Source organism: Streptomyces sp. NPDC107454, assembly GCF_055582885.1.
This window is the reverse complement of the sequence record NZ_JBVJPA010000020.1, coordinates 13,077-31,452: the sequence shown is the minus strand read 5'-3', so window position 1 is coordinate 31,452 and position 18,376 is coordinate 13,077. Positions and strand designations below refer to the sequence as shown.

Below are 18,376 nucleotides of genomic sequence, written 5' to 3'. Positions count from 1 at the left end.
TCGCGCCCCTCGGAGAGCTGGTGATTCCTGGTGATTCCGCAGTGCGGAAATTCCACATTACGGAAATTAACTTCTACTATCTGGAATTAATGTAGGTGGCGTGCCGGAGAGCGTCAAGGGTGCGCACCCGGCTGGATCCGCGGGAGGGAAGGGCGGGGGCGCTCGGAGCGTTTCGCTCCCGCGGGCCCCCCACCTGGAGGACGATGGACACGCTGTCCCGACGTGACGTCCTGGAGTGGGCCATGGCCGAGAGCGTGCCGGTGCGGTGTCCGGCCTGCCGTCGCGAGCATCTCTTTGCCGCGCCGTCGTACCCGTGCGTGTGCGGCGCCCCCGTCACGCCTCCGCTCGACCGCCTGGCCGATCCCGCGCCGGTCACCCACCGCACCTGGGACGAGGACTGGGTCACGGTCCCCTGCGACACCTGCGGGCGCGCGGACCAGTGGCCCCATCCGGAACTGGGCTGCCCCTGCGGAGCCATGCTGCGGATTCCGGTACGAGGGGTACGGCGCCCTCTGCGCGCGGAGGTCATGCCGGGCACCGGCGCCCCCGCGGACCTGGAGACGGAACCGGAACCCAAGGCGGCACCCCACACCCCCGAGCCACCGCCCCCCGGTACGGGGGAGTCGCCGCCCCTCGGTACCGCGGAGTCGCCGCCCCTCGGTACCGCAGGGTCGTCACCCGCCCCCGCCACACCGGGCAGCCCTCTCATCCCCGACCACGTCCCACTGCCCCGCACCACCCCGACACCGCGCCCGGTGTTCCAGCCGGTGACCATCCGCACCGCCCGTGACGCCGTCACGGCGGCCGCGCTGTATCTGCGGTGGCTCGGCTACCGCGACATCCGCAGGGCGGACCAGCGCCCGCCCTCGGGCATCGGACTCGCCGCCCGCGGCATGCTGGCGCAGGTGGACCCCACCGTCCGCCCGGCCACACTGCGCGACGTGGAGTGCCTGTGGCTGACGGCCATGTCGGAGTCCACGGGATGCGTCTACTTCTCCCTGGCCGGGTACGCGGACGACGCCCGCCGCCGCGCCGACGCCCTCGGGATCCCCCTCTTCGTGCTCGACCTCACGGGCACCCCCCAGCCGGTGAACACCCACGCCGACGAACTCCTCGCCACCGGGGCCTGAACCCCGGCGGCGGGGAGCGCTCTATTCGGCGTACCTCTGCCGCAGTTCGATCTTGCGGACCTTCCCCGACACCGTCATCGGGAAGGACTCCAGGACCTGCAGGCGGCTGGGGATCTTGTAGTGGGCCAGCCGGTCCTCGCAGAAGGCGCGCAGTTCCTCCAGCGTCAGAGGGTCGGCCGGGTCCAGCGGGATGACGCAGGCGAGCACCTCCTCGCCGTAGCGCTCGTGGGGCACCCCGACCACCTGGACGTCGGCGATCTTCGGATGGGCGTAGAGGAACTCCTCGATCTCGCGCGGGTAGATGTTCTCGCCGCCGCGGATGATCATGTCCTTGATGCGGCCGACGATCTCGACGTACCCGTCCTCACGCATCACGGCGAGGTCGCCCGTGTGCATCCAGCGCCCCGCGTCGACGGCCTCGGCGGTCTTCTCGGGCTCGTTCCAGTATCCGAGCATCACGCTGTAGCCGCGGGTGCACAGCTCTCCGGCGGTGCCGCGGGGCTGTGTCACCCCGTCCACCGGGTCGACGACCTTCACCTCCAGGTGCGGGAGCACCCGGCCGACGGTGCCGGTGCGGTGCTCCAGGTCGTCGTCCCTGCGGGTCTGCAGGGACACGGGCGAGGTCTCGGTCATGCCGTAGCAGATGGAGACCTCCGCCATGTGCATCTCGGCGACCACCCGCTTCATCACCTCGACCGGGCACGGCGAGCCCGCCATGATGCCGGTGCGCAGCGAGGACAGGTCGTACGACGCGAAGCCGGGGAGGTTCAACTCCGCGATGAACATGGTCGGTACGCCGTACAGCGAGGTGCAGCGCTCGTCCTGGACCGCTCGGAGTGTCGCCGCCGGATCGAAGGAGGGCGCGGGGATGACCATGCAGGCGCCGTGCGAGGTCGCGGCGAGGTTGCCCATCACCATGCCGAAGCAGTGGTAGAAGGGCACGGGGATGCAGATCCGGTCCTGCTCGCTGTAGGCGATCGACTCGCCCACGAAATAGCCGTTGTTGAGGATGTTGTGGTGGGAGAGGGTCGCCCCCTTGGGGAAGCCCGTGGTGCCCGAGGTGTACTGGATGTTGATGGGGTCGTCGCAGGACAACTCGCTCTCACGGGCCCGGAATTCCTCGTGGAGATCCGGGCTCCCGCGCCCGATCAGGGCGTCCCAGCTCGGGTCGCCGATGTAGACGGTCTCCCGCAACTGCGGGCATCTGCCGCGCACTTGCTCGACCATCGCCCGGTAGTCGCTGGTCTTGTGGCTGAGGGAGGCGAAGAGCAGCGAGACGCCGGCCTGCTGGAGGACGTACTCGACCTCGTGGGTGCGGTAGGCCGGGTTGATGTTCACCATGACCGCGCCGACGCGGGCGGTGGCGTACTGGACGAGCACCCACTCCGGGCAGTTGACCGCCCAGATGCCCACCCGGTCGCCCTTGGCGATGCCGGTGGCCAGCAGCGCGTACGCCAACTCGTCGACGTCCGCGGAGAACTGGGCGTACGTCCAGCGCCGCCCGGACGGCACGTCGACGAGCGCCTCCCGCTCCGGCCAGGCCGCGACCGCCCGGTCCAGGTTGGCCCCGATGGTGTCGCCGAGCAGGGTCGTCGCACTGGTCCCGTGCGCGTAGGAGAGTTCGCTCACCGGAAGTCCTCCTCGCGGTACTCGGCGTCCGAGCCGGCGGCCGTGGCCTCGCGCAGCTCGATCCGGCGGATCTTGCCGGAGATGGTCTTGGGGAGCGTGCCGAACTCCAGACGGCGGATGCGCTTGTACGGCGCGAGGACCGTCCGTGAGTGTTCGAAGAGCACCTTCGCCACGTCGGGGCCCGGTTCGTGGCCCGCGGCGAGGACGATGTACGCCTTCGGGACGGCGAGCCGCAGTGCGTCGGGGGCCGGGACGACGGCCGCCTCCGCCACCGCCTCGTGCTCCAGCAGGGCGCTCTCCAGCTCGAAGGGCGAGATCTTGTAGTCGGAGGCCTTGAACACGTCGTCGGCGCGGCCGACGTAGGTGATGTACCCGTCCTCGTCCCGGGCGCCGATGTCACCGGTGCGGTAGTAGCCGCCCGCCATCGCCTCCGCCGTACGGTCGGCGTCGCCGTGGTAGCCGGTCATCACGCCCACCGGTCGCACCGACAGATCGAGCGCGATCTCCCCCTCCACCGCCCCGGGCGCACCCGTGACCGCGTCGAGGAGTTCCACGCGGAAGCCGGGACTGGGCCGTCCCATGGAGCCCGTCTTGAGCTGCTGCCCGGGGCTGTTGGAGACCTGGACGGCCGTCTCGGTCTGCCCGAAGCCGTCCCGGATGGTGACGCCCCAGGCGCGCCGCACCTGCTCGATGACCTCCGGGTTCAGCGGCTCACCGGCGGCGACGGCCTCGCGTGGCGGGGTGCTCAGCTGCGTCAGGTCGGCCTGGATGAGCATCCGCCAGACCGTGGGCGGCGCGCAGAAGGTGGTGACGCCCGCCCGGTCCATCTCCGCCATCAGCCGGGCCGGGTCGAAGCGCGTGTAGTTGTGGATGAAGACGGTCGCCTCCGCGTTCCAGGGCGCGAAGAGGTTGGACCAGGCGTGCTTGGCCCAGCCGGGCGAGGAGATGTTGAGGTGCACGTCGCCGGGCTTGAGCCCGATCCAGTACATCGTCGACAGATGACCGATCGGGTAGGAGGCGTGGGTGTGTTCGACGAGCTTGGGGCGGGCGGTGGTGCCGGAGGTGAAGTAGAGCATCAGGGGGTCGTCGGAGTGGGTGACACCCTCGGGCTCGAAGCGCGCGTCGGCGGCGTACGCCTCCTCGTACGACTGCCAGCCGGGCCGGGCTCCCCCCACCGTGATCCGGGTGTAGCGACCGGGCACCTCGTCGAACTTCTCGGCGTCCTCGGCGCGCGCGATCACATGCCGGATGCGGCCGCGCTCGACCCGGTCGCGCAGGTCGGCGGGGCCCAGCAGGGTGGTCGCGGGGATGACGACGGCGCGCAGCTTCATCGCGGCGAGGGCCGTCTCCCACAGCTCGACCTGGTTGCCGAGCATGACCAGCACGCGGTCCTCGGCGCGTACGCCCCGCGCGCGCAGCCAGTTGGCCACCCGGTTCGAACGCTCGGAGAGGGCGGCGAAGGAGAACTCGGCGCGCTCGCCGTCCTCCTCGACGATGTGCAGGGCGGTGCGGTCGTTGCCCCGTGCGATGACGTCGAACCAGTCCAGCGCCCAGTTGAAGGACTCCGGGCGGGGCCAGTCGAAGCCCTCGTACGCCGTGGCGTAGTCCGCACGGTGCTCCAGCAGGAAGTCCCGCGCGGCGCGGAACTCGTCCGTCGCACCCTTCGTCACCGTCATGTGTCCTCCTCGTTGCCGCACAGCCGCCTTCGACAAAGGCCCCTGGCATCGTGTATTCCGTGATGGAGGTCTCACCACCCCCGAACGGGGGTACGCCGCGACGAAGGGGCGAACACGTGGCAGCAGACACGGCCGAGGCGGTGGAGATGCGTGGTGCGCTGGTACGACTGCGGCGCGCGACGGGGCTGCCGGTCGCCTTCGGCGGCCTCGTCGAACCCGGTCGCGGCCACGTACGTATCAGCGAACTCAGTGGTACGGCGACGCCCGCGCTCAGCGCCCTCGCCGTGTCCTCGGGCAACGGCCTGGGCGGCAAGGCCGTCGCGCTGGCCCGGCCCTGCGCGGTGACGGACTACTCCGCCTCCCGGCAGATCAGCCACGAGTACGACGTGGCGGTCGCCACCGAGGGCCTGTGCTCCGTGATCGCCGTACCCGTCGTCGTACGCCGCCGGGTGCGCGGGGTGCTGTACGGCGCCCTGCGCACGGCCCAGCCCCTGGGTGACCGCACGCTCGGCGCGGCGGTGGCGGCGGCCCGGGACGTGGAGCAGGCGCTGGTCGTACGGGACGAGGCGCAGGGGTTGCTGGCCGTCGCCCGGGAGCCCGAACCGGCGGTCGGGAGCCCCGCGTGGGAAGAGGTCCGTGAGGCGCACGGGGCGCTGCGGGCACTGGCGCCGCGCATTCTCGACCCGGCGCTGCGGGCCGAACTGCTCGACGTGTGCGGGCGGCTGGCGGGTGCGGCGGCGTCCGACGCCCGGCCGCCTCGCGTCGACCTCGCCCCGCGCGAGGTGGACGTTCTCGCCTGCGTCGCGGCGGGAGCCACCAACGGGGTTGCCGCCGAGCGGTTGGGGCTGCGGCCGGAGACGGTCAAGGGGTATCTGCGCTCGGCCATGCGGAAGCTCGGTGCGCACACGCGGTGGGAGGCGGTGGTCGCCGCGCGGCGGGTCGGGCTGTTGCCGTAGCTTCCGGCCGCCCCGGCTTCGGCCGCCTCGCGGCCTCTTCTCCGTCGCTCCGCGACGATTTCCCACCGAACCGCCCCTTATGGCCGCTTCGCAGCCCCCCGTTCCGGCCGCTCCGCGACCCCCACCTGGCGTTCTTCATTCAGGCGGCGACGTCCTGAAATACGTTATGCCAACACTCTTGTTATTTCCCTCACCACCGCGAGACTCCGAAATTCAAAGAGTCGTTGCCTAATATTGGCTCGGACACGACATGCGAGGGGAGCGGTGACCGTGCGAGGGGACTTCAAGGAGCCTGCGAGACCCCGCCCCGACCTGGTCATCGGCCGGGAGGAGCTCTTCGCGGCCGCCCGCGAGCAGCTCTCCGATGGAGGCAGCGTGCTGGTGCACGGCCCCGCGGGAATAGGAAAGTCCACCGTTCTGCGTGCGCTGGCCGCGGAATGCGCCGAATCGGCACACACCGTCTTGCGCTGCTCGGCGACCGAGTCCGAATCGCATCTGCCCTTCCTCGCCCTGGCCGACCTCCTCGGCCTGGTGGTGGACCAGGTCTCCGACCGGCTGCCCGCCCCGCAGCGCACCGCCCTCGAATCGGCCCTCACCGGCCGCGGGGAATCGACCCTGCAACGCGACGGCCTGGCCCTGCGCCTCGCCGTCCTCTCCGTGCTGCGCGCGCTGGCAGCCCAGGGCCCGGTCCTGATCGTCGCCGACGACCTCCAGTGGCTGGATCCGGCCAGCGCCGAACTGCTCGGCTTCGCCGCCCGCAGGCTCGGCGAGATGCCCGTACGGATGCTGTCCGCGGTGCGCACCGACACCGAGCCACGGGACCAACAGCACGACCGCCATCTACGCGCGTCCCCGCCGGACACCCTGGCCGTCCGGCTCAACCCGCTCTCCCGCGCGCAGGTCGCCGAACTCCTCGGCCGGCGCGGCTACACCGGGCTGCCCCGCACGACCGTCCGCGACATCCATCGCACCAGCGGCGGCAACCCGCTCTTCGCGCTGGAGCTCGGCCGCGCGCTCGCCGAGAATCCCGCCCGGCCGAACCCCGGCGAACCGCTGCCCGTGCCGACCTCGTTGCGCGCGCTCGTCCTCAGCCGTCTGGAGATGCTCTCGGCCGAGGCCCGCCGCACTCTGCTCGTCGCGAGCGCGGGCGCCCGCCCCACGCTGGCACTGCTGCACGCGGCCGGGCGCGAGAACGCCGAGGCCGAGACCGCGCACGCCGCCTCGCTCGGACTGCTGGCGACCGAGCGCGAGACACCGGGCATCCGGTTCGCGCATCCGATGATCTCGGCCGCCCTGTACGCGGAGGCGAGCGCCCAGGAACGCCGCGCCGCCCATGCCGCGCTCTCCACGGCCGCCTCCGACCCCATCGAACGGGCCCGGCATCTCGCCCTGGCCACCACCGGTACCGATCCCCAGGTCGCCGCCCGGCTCGGGGAGGCGGCGGCCGCGGCCAGGGACCGGGGCGCGCCCTCGGTCGCGGCCGGGCTCGGGCTGCTCGCGGCCCGGCACACTCCCCCGGAGACCGTTCCCGGCCCGGACGAGCGGCGGTTGCAGGCCGCCGAGGACGCGCTGACCGCCGGGGAGTCGGACCTCGCGCGGGACATCGCCCGCGACGCGCTCCGCCGGGTCACCGCGCCTGCCGAGCGCGTCCGCGCCTGGATGGTCGTCATCGACGCGGCGGGGCAGGCCATGGCCGAGGTCGACGCGGTCTTCCCGCAGGCCCTCGCCGACGCGGGCGAGGATCCCCGGCTGCTCGCGCTCGTGCGCTACCAACTCGCCTGGCGGGCCCTGCTGGTGGAGGGTGAGATGGCCAAGGGCCGCGAGGAGGCCGCGATCGCCGCCCAGCTCGCCGCCCGCGCCGGGGACCGGCCCACCGAACTCCTCGCGCTCGGCTTCCAGGCCCAGATGGAGACCCTGATGGGCCATCCGGACGCACCCGCCACCATCCAGCGGGCGATGCGCGAGCCGCAGGACCCCCGGGTGGCGTGCGACCACAACGGCGCCGGCGCCGCCCGCTTCCGCTGGCTGATCATGGGCGACCAGCTCGCCGAGGCCCGCACCACGATCACCGCCCTGCTGCGCGAGGTGCGGCGGCGCGGGATGGTCGAGAGCGAGGTGCACTTCCTGCGCGGGCTCGCCGAGACCGAGCTGCGCTCCGGGCACTGCGGGCGGGCGCTCGACCTGGCCCGGGAGAGCCTGCGGCTGGCCCGCGACACGGGAATCGGCGAGGCGGCCACCGCCATGTTCACCTCGCTCGCCGAGGCCGCGGGCGGTGACGTGGACCGGGCGCTGGAGCTGGCCCGGGAGGCCGTGGACCGCGCCGAGGAGGACGGTGACCTGGTCTACCTCTCCCGAGCCCTGGGCGCCCTCGGGCACGCCCAGCTGGTGGCCGGGGACTCGCTCGCGGTCGTGCAGTCCCTGCGGCGGGTACGGGAGCTGGAGGAACGGCTCGGGGTCACGGACCCGGCCCGGGGGCGCTGGCACGGCGACCTCGCCGAGGCGCTGGTGCGGATCGGTGAGCCGGTCGAGGCGCAGGACGTCATCGACGCCACGCGGGCGCAGGCGCTGCGGCTCGGGCGGGAGAGCGTGCTCGCCGTGCTCGACCGGGCGGAGGCGCTGGTGCGGGCCGCGCGCGGTGAACAGGGGCCCGCGGTACGTCAGCTGACGGCCGCTCAGGACCGGTTGGGCAAGCTGGGCTACGGCCTGGAGGAGGCCCGGGCGGCGTACGCCCTCGCCGGGCTGCGCACCCACCGGCCGGGGCCGACCTCCTACGACGAGGCGACGCGGCTGCTGCGCCGCTGCCGGGCACTGCCGTGGCTGCGGCAGGTGGAGTCCGCGAGTGCGGCCGGTCCTGCGGTGGTCCCGGCCACGACGCCGCTCGCCCCCGCCGCGCTGGAGGGCCTCGCCGCGACGGAGCGTCAGGTCGCGGCGCTGGTCATGGAGGGCGCGACCAACCGGGAGATAGCCGCGCGGCTGTTCATCAGCGTGAAGACCGTCGAGGCGACGCTGACGCGGGTGTACCGGAAGCTGGGGATTCGGTCGCGGGTGGACATCGTTCGGCTGGCTGCGGGGCGCCGGAGCGGGTGAATTTTCCCGCCCCCACCGGCCCGCAGTCGAAGGATCGGTGGCTAAACCCCGTGTCTCTCAAGCAAGGGTTTTCCCTCCCGCAACTCGCCTAGGGGGTTCCCCTCTTGGATGCGGAACGTTCCGCCTTCTAGCGTGAGCGTCGTGCCGCTCGCTCGGGCACACGGCGTCAGCCCACAGACGCCGTGCCTCACCCCCCACACCCGCGCGTCCCCCCACCGGCAACTTCTGAGGAGATCCATGTTCGGGCTCAACCGTGCCAAGAAGACCGCCGCTCTCTGTGTGGCCACCGCTGCCGCCGCCGCGACCGCTCTCCTCGGCGCACCCGGCGCCGTCGCCGCCCCCCAGCCGATCGTCGGCGGCACGACGACGACCACCACCGCGTACCCGTTCATGATGCAGATCACGGACGCCTCGCAGAACCAGTTCTGCGGTGGCACCCTGGTCGCGGCCAACAAGGTGGTCACCGCCGCCCACTGCATGGTCGGCGAGACCACGAGCAGCGTCCGCGTCGTCGGCGGCAGAACGTACCTCAACGGCACGAACGGCACCGTCAGCAAGGTCAGCAAGATCTGGATCAACCCTGGCTACACCGACGCCACCAACGGCGACGACGTGGCCGTACTGACCCTGTCGACGTCGATGTCGTACACCCCGGCGTCGTACGTCGCCGCCACGGACACCGGCGTGTACGCCACCGGCGCCACCGCTCGCATCATCGGCTGGGGCACCACCTCGGAGAGCGGCAACTCCTCCAACCAGCTGCGCACCGCCACCGTCCCGATCGTGTCCAACTCCAGCTGCGCCGGCTCCTACGGCACCGACTTCGTGGCCAGCGACATGGTCTGCGCCGGCTACACCAACGGCGGTACCGACACCTGCCAGGGCGACAGCGGCGGCCCGCTGCTCATCGGCGGCGTCCTCGCGGGCATCACCTCCTGGGGCAACGGCTGCGCCGAGGCCGGCTACCCGGGCGTCTACACCCGCCTGACGACCTTCTCGAACCTGGTGAAGACGCAGATCAACTCATAGTCGACAGTCGCCGGTGACTGTTCGTCAGTCACCGGCGGCCGACCGGCGCCCCAGACTCCTGAGCACCCCTCAGGTGAAAGCCAGGGGGCGTTGCGAGCCTCCACGAGCGGCCCGCAACGCCCCCTATCCACTTCCCCCGTTCCTTCCCCCGTTCCCCCTCTACTTGTCGGCGGTCAGCTTCCCCGCACTGCCCCAACTGTCCGCCGGCACCTCGTGGATCCAGACGTGCACGCTCTCGGCGGGGATCCTGTACGCGTCGACGAAGGCGTCGGTGACGCGTTTGACGAGGTCCCGCTTGAGCTCGACGTCGCGCGGACCCTGCTGGATGGTGACGATGGGCATGGCTGAACTCCCTCTCCTGGGGCGGCGTGGGCCGCTTTCCGGCTATGGGTTCAGTTCATCGCGCGGGGACTCGTCGGCCAAGAAGCGGACCGCGAGCGCAGCGATCAGTTCTCGTGATCGCCGCAGGCCGCGAGCAGGGCGTCCAGGTGCGCCGTCGGCGTCGCGCCGTGCACGGCGAGCCCCGTGGTGAGCGCCAGTCCCGGTGCCCGGAAGGGGACGAAGGCGACCCGGGGGCTGTGCAGGACGCGGGCGTGCGAGGCGTAGACGACCGTCCACAGCGGCCGGGTCCCGATGCTGGCGAGGGTGTCCTGCAAGGAGCCGCTCACCGGTCCGGGCAGAGGTTCGAAGCCGGCGTCGTGACAGGCCCCGACGACCAGGTCGACCAGGGCGGGGTTGGTCCGGCGCGCGGTGAGGCTCAGCGGGAGTGGGGCCAGTTCGGCGAGGTCGATCCCGTCGCGGGCGGCCAAGGGGTGCCCGCCGGGCAGCACGGCCACCAGCGGATCGGGCCACAGCGGCAGCACGCGTACGCCCGGCAGGGGCTCGGCGCCCCGTACGAACGCGGCGTCGAGGCGACCGTCCACGACCCGCGCGAGCCGCTCCTGCGCGGGAAGCGAGACCAGCTCGACCTGGACCGCGGGCTTCCGCCCGGCGAAGCCCGCGAGCACCCGGTCCAGATGAGCGCCGAGGCCGGTACTGGTGCCCAGCCGCAGCACCTCGGCCGGGGCGACCGCCGCGCGGGCCCGGTCCACGGCGGCGAGCACCGCCCGCGCCTCGGGCAGCAGCCGCTCCCCTGCCCCCGTCAGCCGTACGTGCCGCGGTGAACGGTCGAACAGCTCGGCGCCCAGCTCCCGCTCCAGCCGCTGTATCTGCTGGCTGACGGCCGACTGCACGATGAGCAGACGCTCCGCCGCCCGCCCGAAGTGCAGTTCCTCGGCGACCGTGACGAAGTAGACGAGTTGCCGCAGTTCCATGTCCGGGACTGTAGGGCTCCTGTTTGAATGGCGGCCGTTGGGGGTGATGGACATGGTGTCCACGGACCGGTTCCTGGCGTTCGCGGCGATGTCGCTGCTGGTGATCGTGATTCCCGGGCCGAGTGTGCTGTTCGTGATCGGGCGGGCGCTCGCGCACGGCCGGCGCACGGCGGTGATGACCGCGCTGGGCAATGTCGCCGGCTCGTATCTGCTGGTGGCCGCGGTCGCCTTCGGGATCGGCTCGCTGGTGGAGCGCTCGCTGACCGTCTTCCTGGTGGTGAAGCTGGCGGGCGCCGCGTATCTGGTCCTGCTGGGGGTGCGGGCGTTCAGGCACCGCAAGGAGATGAAGGCCTCGGCGTTGCGGCAGGAGTCCGCGGCAGCGGCGCGCGGCGATCTGCGGACCGTCCTGGACGGCGCTCTCGTCGGCCTCACCAACCCCAAGGGGCTGGTCTTCTTCGCGGCGGTGCTGCCGCAGTTCGTGGACCACTCGGCGGGCCGGGTGCCCATGCAGATGCTGGTGCTCGGTCTGATCCCGATCTCCATCGGGCTGGTCACCGACACCCTGTGGGGGCTGACGGCGTCGGTGGCCCGATCCTGGCTCGCCGGTTCGGACCGTCGGCTGTCGCTGATCGGGGGCGCGGGCGGCTGCACCCTGATCGGGCTCGGGGTGACGGTGGCGTTGACGGGTCGCGCGGACTGAGTCCTCCGGTTACGTGTTACGCGGCTACGTGGGTTACGCGGCCACGGTCCCGAAGCGGATGTCGTACGACGCCGACGCGCCGGACAGCGTCCGGAGCAACCCCTCCGCCTCCGCCACCACCTCCTCCCGCTGGACCTTCGTGAGCCGGCCGAAGGGTTCGATGGTGAGCACGTCCCCCTCCTGTCGCCACAGGCCGCCCAGGAAGCCGTCGACGAGCAGCGTGCAGTACGCCTGGTTGCCCGCCCAGTTGCGCCCTTTGAAACCGGCGGGCACCACCCGGGAGCGGTCGGCGTGCGAGAGGAGCAGGTTGTCGAACTCGGGCAGGAAACGAGGCGGGGCCGGGGTGTCGGCGTCGGGGCGGGGCGCGTCGGGGAGGTCGAAGAGTTCGACGCCGTTCTCGTCGCGGAAGGTGAGCAGTCGCGGGCGGAGTCGTTCGAAGGCCTCGCGCAGCCGGGTCAGCCCCGCCCAGGTCTGCATGTCCTTCACGGAGGCGGGGCCGAACGCGGCGAGGTAGCGCAGGACGGCCGCGTCGGGGCCCGGGGACGGCTCGGTGGGACGGCCCAGCCAGTGTTCGGCGGTGGTCAGCGCGACCTGGCCGCTGCGGCCCCACAGTCCGCGCGGGGTGACCTGGACGAGCGGCAGCCGGCAGCGGGCGGCGACCGAGAGCGCGAAGGGGTCGGCGTCCGGCCAGTGCACGAGCAGTTCCTCACGCAGCTGTTTCATCGTGCGCGGCTCGGCCTCCACCAGTTCCCGGGCGATCACGGCGAGCCGGTCCAGGTCGACACCCGCGAGCCCCTTGCGGAAGGTGTTCAGCTCCCGGTCGCGGGCCCCCTGCACGAGCGGTCGCAGGGTGAGGGCGTCGTCGGCGGTGTGGGTGTGGATGGTGGAGCGCAGGGTCACGATGCGGACGACGGCACGGTCCTCCATGGCCGTCGACAGCTCCTCGGGCCGGAACCCTTCCAGTCGGGCGGCGAGGGCGTGGTACGGCGGCTTCACGTTCTGCGCCTGAAGACCCACGAGGTGCCGGACGGCGTCCGTGACGCCATGCCCGGCGGAGCGGTGCAGGAGGAGCTGGCGGGCGAGGGTCGCACGGTTGAGGGCGCGGGGGTCGAGTACGGGTGCGGGGTGGGCGCCGATACCGCGCCTCCTGGCCCCACCCCCACCGCCCACCTTCCCGCTCCCGCTCCCGCTCCCGCTGGCGCTGCCGTCCACGCCGCTCGTCTTCGTCTTCGCCGTCGCCCTCGTCGTCATGCCGTGCACGCTAACGGGGCTTGCGGACACCTTCTGTCCGCAAGCCGTGGGGCCCTCCACGGGCACGCCCGCCCGGACGGTACGCCCACTGCCCGCCCGCGACATTTGACCCGTATATCCTTCTCCGTGATCACAGCGACGTACCTGCGACTTGGGAGGCAGCCGCAATGTCCGAGCGACGCCCCCGTCCGACCGCCAAGAACGGCAGAAAGCCCGTCTGGCGACGCGCCCTGAACCCGCCGGCCGCGACCGGCGTGACACCGCCGGCGCCGCGCGCCGACCCGCCGGAGCCGGAACCCGCCGTCGCCGACAGCGTCGTACAGGCGGCCCTGTACCGCGACGGCGTACGGGTCTCGACCCCCACCTCCCTGGCCGACACCTTCCGAGAGCTGCGCGACCAGCCGTCCGGCATGGCATGGATCGGCCTGGCCCGCCCCACGGAGGCCGAACTCCTCTCCCTGGCGGCCGAGTTCGACCTGCATCCACTCGCCGTCGAGGACGCGATGGAGGCACACCAGCGTCCGAAGCTGGAGCGCTACGGCGACACGCTCTTCGTCGTCCTGAGCGCGGCCCGCTATCTGGACGCGGCCGAGGAGGTCTACTTCGGCGAACTGCACGTCTTCGTGGGCCCAGACTTCGTGATCACCGTCCGGCACGGCGCGGCACCGGACCTGTCGGCGGTGCGCCGCCGCATGGAGGACACCCCGGAGCTGCTGAAACTCGGCCCCGAGGCCGTCCTCTACGCGATCCTCGACTCCGTGGTCGACGGCTACGTCCCCGTCGTCACCGGCGTCCAGAACGACATCGACGAGATCGAGACCGAGGTCTTCCGCGGCGACCCCGAGGTGTCCCGCCGCATCTACGAACTCTCCCGCGAAATGGTCGAGTTCCAGCGCGCCACCCGCCCGCTGGTCGGCATGCTGCACGGCCTGATGGCGGGTTTCGCCAAGTACGGCACCGAAGAGGAACTCCAGCGCTACCTCCGCGACGTCGCCGACCACGTCACCCACACCAGCGAACGCGTCGACGGCTTCCGCCAGGCCCTCACCGACATCCTCACCGTCAACGCCACCCTCGTCACCCAGCAGCAGAACGCCGAGATGCGCGCACTGGCGGAGGCGGGCTTCGAGCAGAACGAGGAGATCAAGAAGATCTCTTCGTGGGCGGCGATTCTGTTTGCTCCCACACTGGTTGGAACTATTTACGGCATGAACTTTGAGAACATGCCGGAGCTGGGATGGCACTTCGGATACCCCTTTGCGATCGGCCTGATGGGGGTGGTTTGCGCGAGTTTGTACGTGATTTTCAAGCGGCGGGACTGGCTCTAGCCCCTCGCACTACGCTCAGTTCCTGTTCACACTTTGCTCACGCATCTACTGCGGATCGAGCGAGGATCGGCCGTGGGGAGTCCCTGGGGAGAGGTGATGCGGGTGATCTCCTCATCCAGCCTCATCTGAGCCTCTGACCTGGTCTTTCGAGCACTCTTCAACGCTGGGGAGAATCTGGGGAGAATTGAATGACACTCTCCCCTTCCACCCCGACGCAATACCCTGGCGGGCTCCCCTACTCGCCGATTTCTGCCGAACTGACTACCCCTACGACACATCACAGACAGTGACGACAATGTGCTGTCTCGCCGCCCACATCATGAGGCGGACCACGTTCACCTTGCCCACGCCCACGGAGTCGACGTCGAGTGACGATCGGTATCCGAGAGAGCTCCGTAGAAACGTCAATCGGTCTGGATGCGCGCTCATCGCGCCCTGCGCGGCGGGGTGAAGGCGTAGAGATCGAGGATGTCGGGGCAGGGAGCGATACCGGGGCCGCCGGCCTGTACCCAGGCGGCGACGTCCTCGGTGGCGTCGGGGTCGTTGACGAGGCCGAGCCAGACCGGGCGGGCGCCTGCGGCACGGGCGGCGGCCGAGGGCTGGACGACGATCACGTTGGCGTGTTCGCACACGTCGAGACAGTCCGAGACACGCACGGGAACCTCCTCGGCCAGGCGTGCCACCTGCCGGTCGTGGTCCACGCCGGTGACTTTCGGGGTCCCGCAGCAGCAGTCCCGGCAGACCACGACCCGGCACGGCGCCGGGGCTGCGGGAGGGTGCGGGGCACGTCCGTCTTCTTCAGATCGCCGTCGAGGCATTGATCGTCACCCTCCTCTCAGAGGGAGACACGTAGCGGATCGCGGGGGCGCGGAGGTGCACGGGCATGCCTCGGGGGTCGGGGCTCGTACGCGGAGCCTGGCCTACGGACGTCCCTCCGCGCCGGAGCGCGAAGGTGCCAGCAGGTTTTCGGACTCGGGTTCGTCCGGCCGGGGCGCCTTCCCGGTCTCCCAGTGGCTCGCGTGCCCCGCCCGTCCCCCTCACCGCTGCGCGTCAGTTCCGGATTCGCACCGGATTCCCTGGCCTCGGGTGTGGCTCGACTGGCCTGATGAGGCTATCAAGTCCGTCGTACGGTCAGACCGTGCGATCGGTCACCGGGTACGGCACGAACGTGCTGCTGTTCTGGTCGATCCGCAGGGGCCGGCCGAGCGGCGGCGCGCCCCGCTGGGGGCAGTCGAGGCGTTCGCAGACGCGGCAGCCCATGCCGATGGGGGTGGCGGCTGAGGCGCTGGTGAGGTCGAGGCCGTCGGCGTAGACCAGGCGGTGGGCGTGGCGGATCTCGCAGCCGAGGCCGATGGCGAAGGTCTTGCCGGGTTCGCCCCAGCCGCCGCGGTGCCGGGTGATCGCGCGGGCCGTCCACAAGTACCGCTGCCCGTCGGGCATTTCGGCGATCTGGACGTGGATGCGGCCGGGGGCGGCGAACGCCTCGTAGACGTTCCAGAGCGGGCAGGTGCCGCCCGCCCGGGAGAAGTGGAAGCCGGTCGCGGACTGCCGCTTGGACATGTTGCCAGCGCGGTCGACCCGGACGAAGGAGAAGGGAACTCCGCGCAGCCGCGGGCGTTGGAGGGTGCTCAGGCGGTGGCAGACGGTCTCGTAGCCGAGGCCGTAATGGTCGGTGAGGCGTTCGATGTCGTAGCGCGCCTCTTCGGCCGCCGTGTGGAAGGCGGTGTACGGGAGGATCATCGCGGCGGCGAAGTAGTTGGCGATGCCGATGCGGGCCAGGGCGTGGGTGGGGGTGCCGGGTTCGAAGTCCTCGGCGGCCTGGCGGTCGAGTTCGTCGCCGTATTCGAGCAGGGCGAGCTGGGTGGCCATGCGGAAGGCGCGCTGGCCGGGGCGGAGCCGGGTGGACAGGTGGAGGGTGCGGGTCGGCTCGTCGAAGTGGTGAAGGCGTTCGCCGGGTTCGGCGGTCAGCCGGACGCCATGGCGGTCGGTGAGGCGGGTGGCCAGGACGCGGAGGACATCGCCGGGGCGGATACCGATGTCGCGGGCGAGGTCCTCCGCGGCGAGGTCGGTGTCGTGGAGGTAGTTCTGGCGGCGGTAGAAGAAGTCGCGGATCTCCTCGTGCGGCGAGCGCGGCTGGTCCGGGTCCGTGCCCCGGCTGTCGGCAAGGTGTTCGGCGAGGCGCTGGTTGCGGCGGCCGAGGTCGACCAGGACCTGGGCGACGCCGGGCAGCCGGGCCGCGAGGTCGGCGAGGTCGGCGGCGGAGACGCGGGCCTCGGCGAGTTCCCCGGCCAGTGCCTCACGGAGGTCCGCCACCAGCCGGGTGGTGTCGCGTGCGGAGAAGAAGCCGGGGTCGACGCCGAACGCTTCGGTCAGGCGCAGCAGGACGGGCACGGTCAGCGGGCGGGAGTCGTGCTCCATCTGATTGAGATAGCTCGGCGAGATCGCGAGGACCCGGGCGAGCTCGGCCTGGCTCATCCCGCGTTCCTCGCGCAGACGGCGCAGCCGGGCGCCCGCGTATGTCTTGCTCACCGCGATCCTCCCAGTCCGTGATGCGGTCAGCGTACGTGATCGACCGATCCTGCGACCCTTCGCAAACTTGGCAAAAGAGCGGTTGAAGATTCGCAGAAGTTGGCATGCATCCACGCTTGATGGCACTCAGTGCCAATGTCAGAGTTTCAGTGCGGCCCGCCGGACCCCGGCGATCACCGCTCGGAGCCGGGGCGCAATTCATGTCCTGACGTCGGCGATCCCGGCGAGGACAGCGGTCCTTCGCGGCAGCGTTGCTCACCTCCGCACAGCACCGGGTGGCGGGCCGCACTCCAGCTTCACTCCGGCTATACGACACACAGTGCCACCCCTGCTCTCCGGGACAGGGTGCTTGGCAGACGCAACAGACCGAGGAGACGGTGACAGTCATGGCAGCAGAAGCGAGGACCCAGGCGGCCGAGGAACTCGCCCGGCGCTGGGCCACCGACCCGCGCTGGCAGGGCATCGAGCGCACCTACGGCGCCGAGGACGTCGTACGGCTCTCCGGAAGTGTCCGCGAGGAGGCGACCCTGGCCCGGCGCGGCGCCGACCGGCTGTGGCGCCAGCTGCACGAGCAGGACTACATCCACGCGCTCGGTGCCCTGACCGGCGGCCAGGCGGTGCAGCAGGTCAAGGCCGGTCTGCAGGCCATCTACCTGTCCGGGTGGCAGGTCGCCGCCGACGCCAACCAGGCCGGGCACACCTACCCGGACCAGAGCCTCTACCCGGCCAACTCCGTCCCACAGGTGGTCCGCCGCATCAACAACGCGCTGCTGCGCGCCGACCAGATCGCCACCGCCGAGGACGCCGGGGACACGACGGACTGGCTGGCGCCGATCGTCGCCGACGCGGAGGCCGGCTTCGGCGGCCCGCTCAACGCCTTCGAGCTGACCAAGGCGATGATCGCGGCGGGCGCGGCCGGCATCCACTACGAGGACCAGCTCGCTTCCGAGAAGAAGTGCGGCCACCTCGGCGGCAAGGTCCTGGTGCCGACCTCACAGCACATCCGCACCCTCAACGCGGCCCGGCTCGCCGCCGACATCGCCGATGTCCCGACCGTCATCATCGCCCGTACGGATGCCCTGGCCGCCAACCTGATCACCAGCGACGTCGACGAGCGCGACGCCGAGTTCGTGACCGGCGAGCGCACGGCGGAGGGCTTCTACCGGGTCCGCAACGGCATGGCCCCGGTCATCGCCCGCGGGCTCGCGTACGCCCCGTACGCCGACCTGATCTGGGTCGAGACCGGCACCCCGGACCTGGCGCAGGCCCGCGAGTTCGCCGAGGCCATCCACGCCCGGTACCCGGACCAGATGCTGGCGTACAACTGCTCGCCGTCCTTCAACTGGAAGGCCGCACTGGACGACGACCAGATCGCCAAGTTCCAGCGGGAGCTGGGCGCGATGGGCTACCGCTTCCAGTTCATCACCCTGGCCGGGTTCCACTCCCTCAACCACGGCATGTTCGACCTGGCCCGTGGCTACGCCGAGCACGGCATGACCGCCTATGTCGACCTCCAGGAGCGGGAGTTCGCCGCCCAGGCGCAGGGCTTCACCGCGGTCAAGCACCAGCGCGAGGTCGGCACGGGTTACTTCGACCTGGTGTCCACGGCCGTCAACCCCGCCTCCTCCACGACCGCGTTGGCCGGGTCGACCGAGGAAGCGCAGTTCCACTAAGTCCGGTTCGTCGTCTGCGGGTGCGCAGTGGCTGGTCGCGCAGTTCCCCGCGCCCCTTCAGGGGCGCCGGGCAAC

General features: G+C 71.4%; 14 protein-coding genes and 1 riboswitch. Of the genes, 7 read left to right on the top strand and 7 right to left on the bottom strand.

Annotated features, from left to right (window positions below):
- Positions 1–242: 242 nt before the first annotated feature.
- On the top strand, positions 243–1,130 hold the full coding sequence (locus ACZ69M_RS40470; RefSeq protein ID WP_470058207.1) for a hypothetical protein: 888 nt from the start codon (positions 243–245) through the stop codon (positions 1,128–1,130).
- Positions 1,131–1,151: 21 nt separating this feature from the next.
- Here ACZ69M_RS40470 and ACZ69M_RS40465 read toward each other — a convergent pair whose 3' ends face one another.
- On the bottom strand, positions 1,152–2,759 hold the full coding sequence (locus ACZ69M_RS40465) for an AMP-binding protein (protein WP_470057981.1): 1,608 nt from the start codon (positions 2,757–2,759) through the stop codon (positions 1,152–1,154).
- The gene (locus ACZ69M_RS40460) at positions 2,756–4,435 is read right to left on the bottom strand and encodes an AMP-binding protein (RefSeq protein WP_470057979.1); all 1,680 of its coding nucleotides are present in this window, start codon (positions 4,433–4,435) and stop codon (positions 2,756–2,758) included. Before ACZ69M_RS40460 ends, ACZ69M_RS40465 begins: the two co-directional genes overlap by 4 nt.
- A gap of 116 nt (positions 4,436–4,551) precedes the next feature.
- On the opposite strand from ACZ69M_RS40460, the gene ACZ69M_RS40455 reads away from it, so the two are divergent.
- The 3 genes from ACZ69M_RS40455 (at position 4,552) to ACZ69M_RS40445 (ending at position 9,507) form a co-directional block, all read left to right on the top strand.
- Entirely contained in the window at positions 4,552–5,391 is an 840-nt protein-coding gene (locus ACZ69M_RS40455) for a helix-turn-helix transcriptional regulator (protein WP_470057977.1), read from the top strand.
- Between the two features lie 264 nt (positions 5,392–5,655).
- The gene (locus tag ACZ69M_RS40450) at positions 5,656–8,478 is read left to right on the top strand and encodes an AAA family ATPase (RefSeq protein WP_470057975.1); all 2,823 of its coding nucleotides are present in this window, start codon (positions 5,656–5,658) and stop codon (positions 8,476–8,478) included.
- A gap of 237 nt (positions 8,479–8,715) precedes the next feature.
- On the top strand, positions 8,716–9,507 hold the full coding sequence (locus ACZ69M_RS40445) for a S1 family peptidase (protein ID WP_470057973.1): 792 nt from the start codon (positions 8,716–8,718) through the stop codon (positions 9,505–9,507).
- A 159-nt stretch (positions 9,508–9,666) separates the two neighbouring features.
- Here ACZ69M_RS40445 and dmpI read toward each other — a convergent pair whose 3' ends face one another.
- Both dmpI and ACZ69M_RS40435 read right to left on the bottom strand, forming a co-directional pair.
- Positions 9,667–9,849: a 4-oxalocrotonate tautomerase DmpI gene (gene dmpI, locus ACZ69M_RS40440; protein WP_054237041.1), complete on the bottom strand. Its 183-nt coding sequence runs from the start codon at positions 9,847–9,849 to the stop codon at positions 9,667–9,669.
- Between the two features lie 104 nt (positions 9,850–9,953).
- Complete coding sequence (locus tag ACZ69M_RS40435) at positions 9,954–10,820, bottom strand: LysR family transcriptional regulator (RefSeq protein ID WP_470057970.1); 867 nt, start codon at positions 10,818–10,820, stop codon at positions 9,954–9,956.
- Between the two features lie 52 nt (positions 10,821–10,872).
- Here ACZ69M_RS40435 and ACZ69M_RS40430 point away from each other — a divergent pair, with 52 nt between their 5' ends.
- Positions 10,873–11,520, top strand: coding sequence for a LysE family translocator (locus tag ACZ69M_RS40430; RefSeq protein WP_470057969.1), 648 nt, complete (start codon positions 10,873–10,875; stop codon positions 11,518–11,520).
- Positions 11,521–11,553: 33 nt separating this feature from the next.
- Here the strand turns inward: ACZ69M_RS40430 and ACZ69M_RS40425 are convergent, their stop codons facing one another.
- Entirely contained in the window at positions 11,554–12,771 is a 1,218-nt protein-coding gene (locus tag ACZ69M_RS40425; RefSeq protein WP_470057967.1) for a winged helix DNA-binding domain-containing protein, read from the bottom strand.
- 167 nt (positions 12,772–12,938) lie between these two features.
- Between ACZ69M_RS40425 and ACZ69M_RS40420 the strand changes: the two genes are divergently transcribed.
- On the top strand, positions 12,939–14,099 hold the full coding sequence (locus tag ACZ69M_RS40420; protein ID WP_470057965.1) for a magnesium and cobalt transport protein CorA: 1,161 nt from the start codon (positions 12,939–12,941) through the stop codon (positions 14,097–14,099).
- Positions 14,100–14,524: 425 nt separating this feature from the next.
- Here ACZ69M_RS40420 and ACZ69M_RS40415 read toward each other — a convergent pair whose 3' ends face one another.
- On the bottom strand, positions 14,525–14,917 hold the full coding sequence (locus ACZ69M_RS40415) for a (2Fe-2S) ferredoxin domain-containing protein (RefSeq protein ID WP_470057963.1): 393 nt from the start codon (positions 14,915–14,917) through the stop codon (positions 14,525–14,527).
- 122 nt (positions 14,918–15,039) lie between these two features.
- A riboswitch (cobalamin riboswitch) is annotated at positions 15,040–15,216 on the bottom strand.
- 14 nt (positions 15,217–15,230) lie between these two features.
- Positions 15,231–16,628, bottom strand: a complete 1,398-nt coding sequence (locus tag ACZ69M_RS40410) for a short-chain fatty acyl-CoA regulator family protein (RefSeq protein WP_470057961.1) — start codon at positions 16,626–16,628, stop codon at positions 15,231–15,233.
- Positions 16,629–17,014: 386 nt separating this feature from the next.
- Between ACZ69M_RS40410 and aceA the strand changes: the two genes are divergently transcribed.
- Positions 17,015–18,301, top strand: a complete 1,287-nt coding sequence (gene aceA, locus ACZ69M_RS40405) for an isocitrate lyase (protein ID WP_470057959.1) — start codon at positions 17,015–17,017, stop codon at positions 18,299–18,301.
- Positions 18,302–18,376: the final 75 nt, after the last annotated feature.

Excerpts from the sequence above, each read along its gene's own strand:
- ACZ69M_RS40470 (WP_470058207.1), top strand. The coding sequence starts at position 243 with ATGGCCGAGAGCGTGCCGGTGCGGTGTCCGGCCTGCCGTCGCGAGCAT.
- ACZ69M_RS40460 (WP_470057979.1), bottom strand. The coding sequence starts at position 4,435 with ATGACGGTGACGAAGGGTGCGACGGACGAGTTCCGCGCCGCGCGGGAC.
- ACZ69M_RS40445 (WP_470057973.1), top strand. The coding sequence starts at position 8,716 with ATGTTCGGGCTCAACCGTGCCAAGAAGACCGCCGCTCTCTGTGTGGCC.
- dmpI (WP_054237041.1), bottom strand. The coding sequence starts at position 9,849 with ATGCCCATCGTCACCATCCAGCAGGGTCCGCGCGACGTCGAGCTCAAG.
- ACZ69M_RS40435 (WP_470057970.1), bottom strand. The coding sequence starts at position 10,820 with ATGGAACTGCGGCAACTCGTCTACTTCGTCACGGTCGCCGAGGAACTG.
- ACZ69M_RS40430 (WP_470057969.1), top strand. The coding sequence starts at position 10,873 with ATGGTGTCCACGGACCGGTTCCTGGCGTTCGCGGCGATGTCGCTGCTG.
- ACZ69M_RS40425 (WP_470057967.1), bottom strand. The coding sequence starts at position 12,771 with ATGACGACGAGGGCGACGGCGAAGACGAAGACGAGCGGCGTGGACGGC.
- ACZ69M_RS40420 (WP_470057965.1), top strand. The coding sequence starts at position 12,939 with ATGTCCGAGCGACGCCCCCGTCCGACCGCCAAGAACGGCAGAAAGCCC.
- ACZ69M_RS40415 (WP_470057963.1), bottom strand. The coding sequence starts at position 14,917 with ATGCCTCGACGGCGATCTGAAGAAGACGGACGTGCCCCGCACCCTCCC.
- aceA (WP_470057959.1), top strand. The coding sequence starts at position 17,015 with ATGGCAGCAGAAGCGAGGACCCAGGCGGCCGAGGAACTCGCCCGGCGC.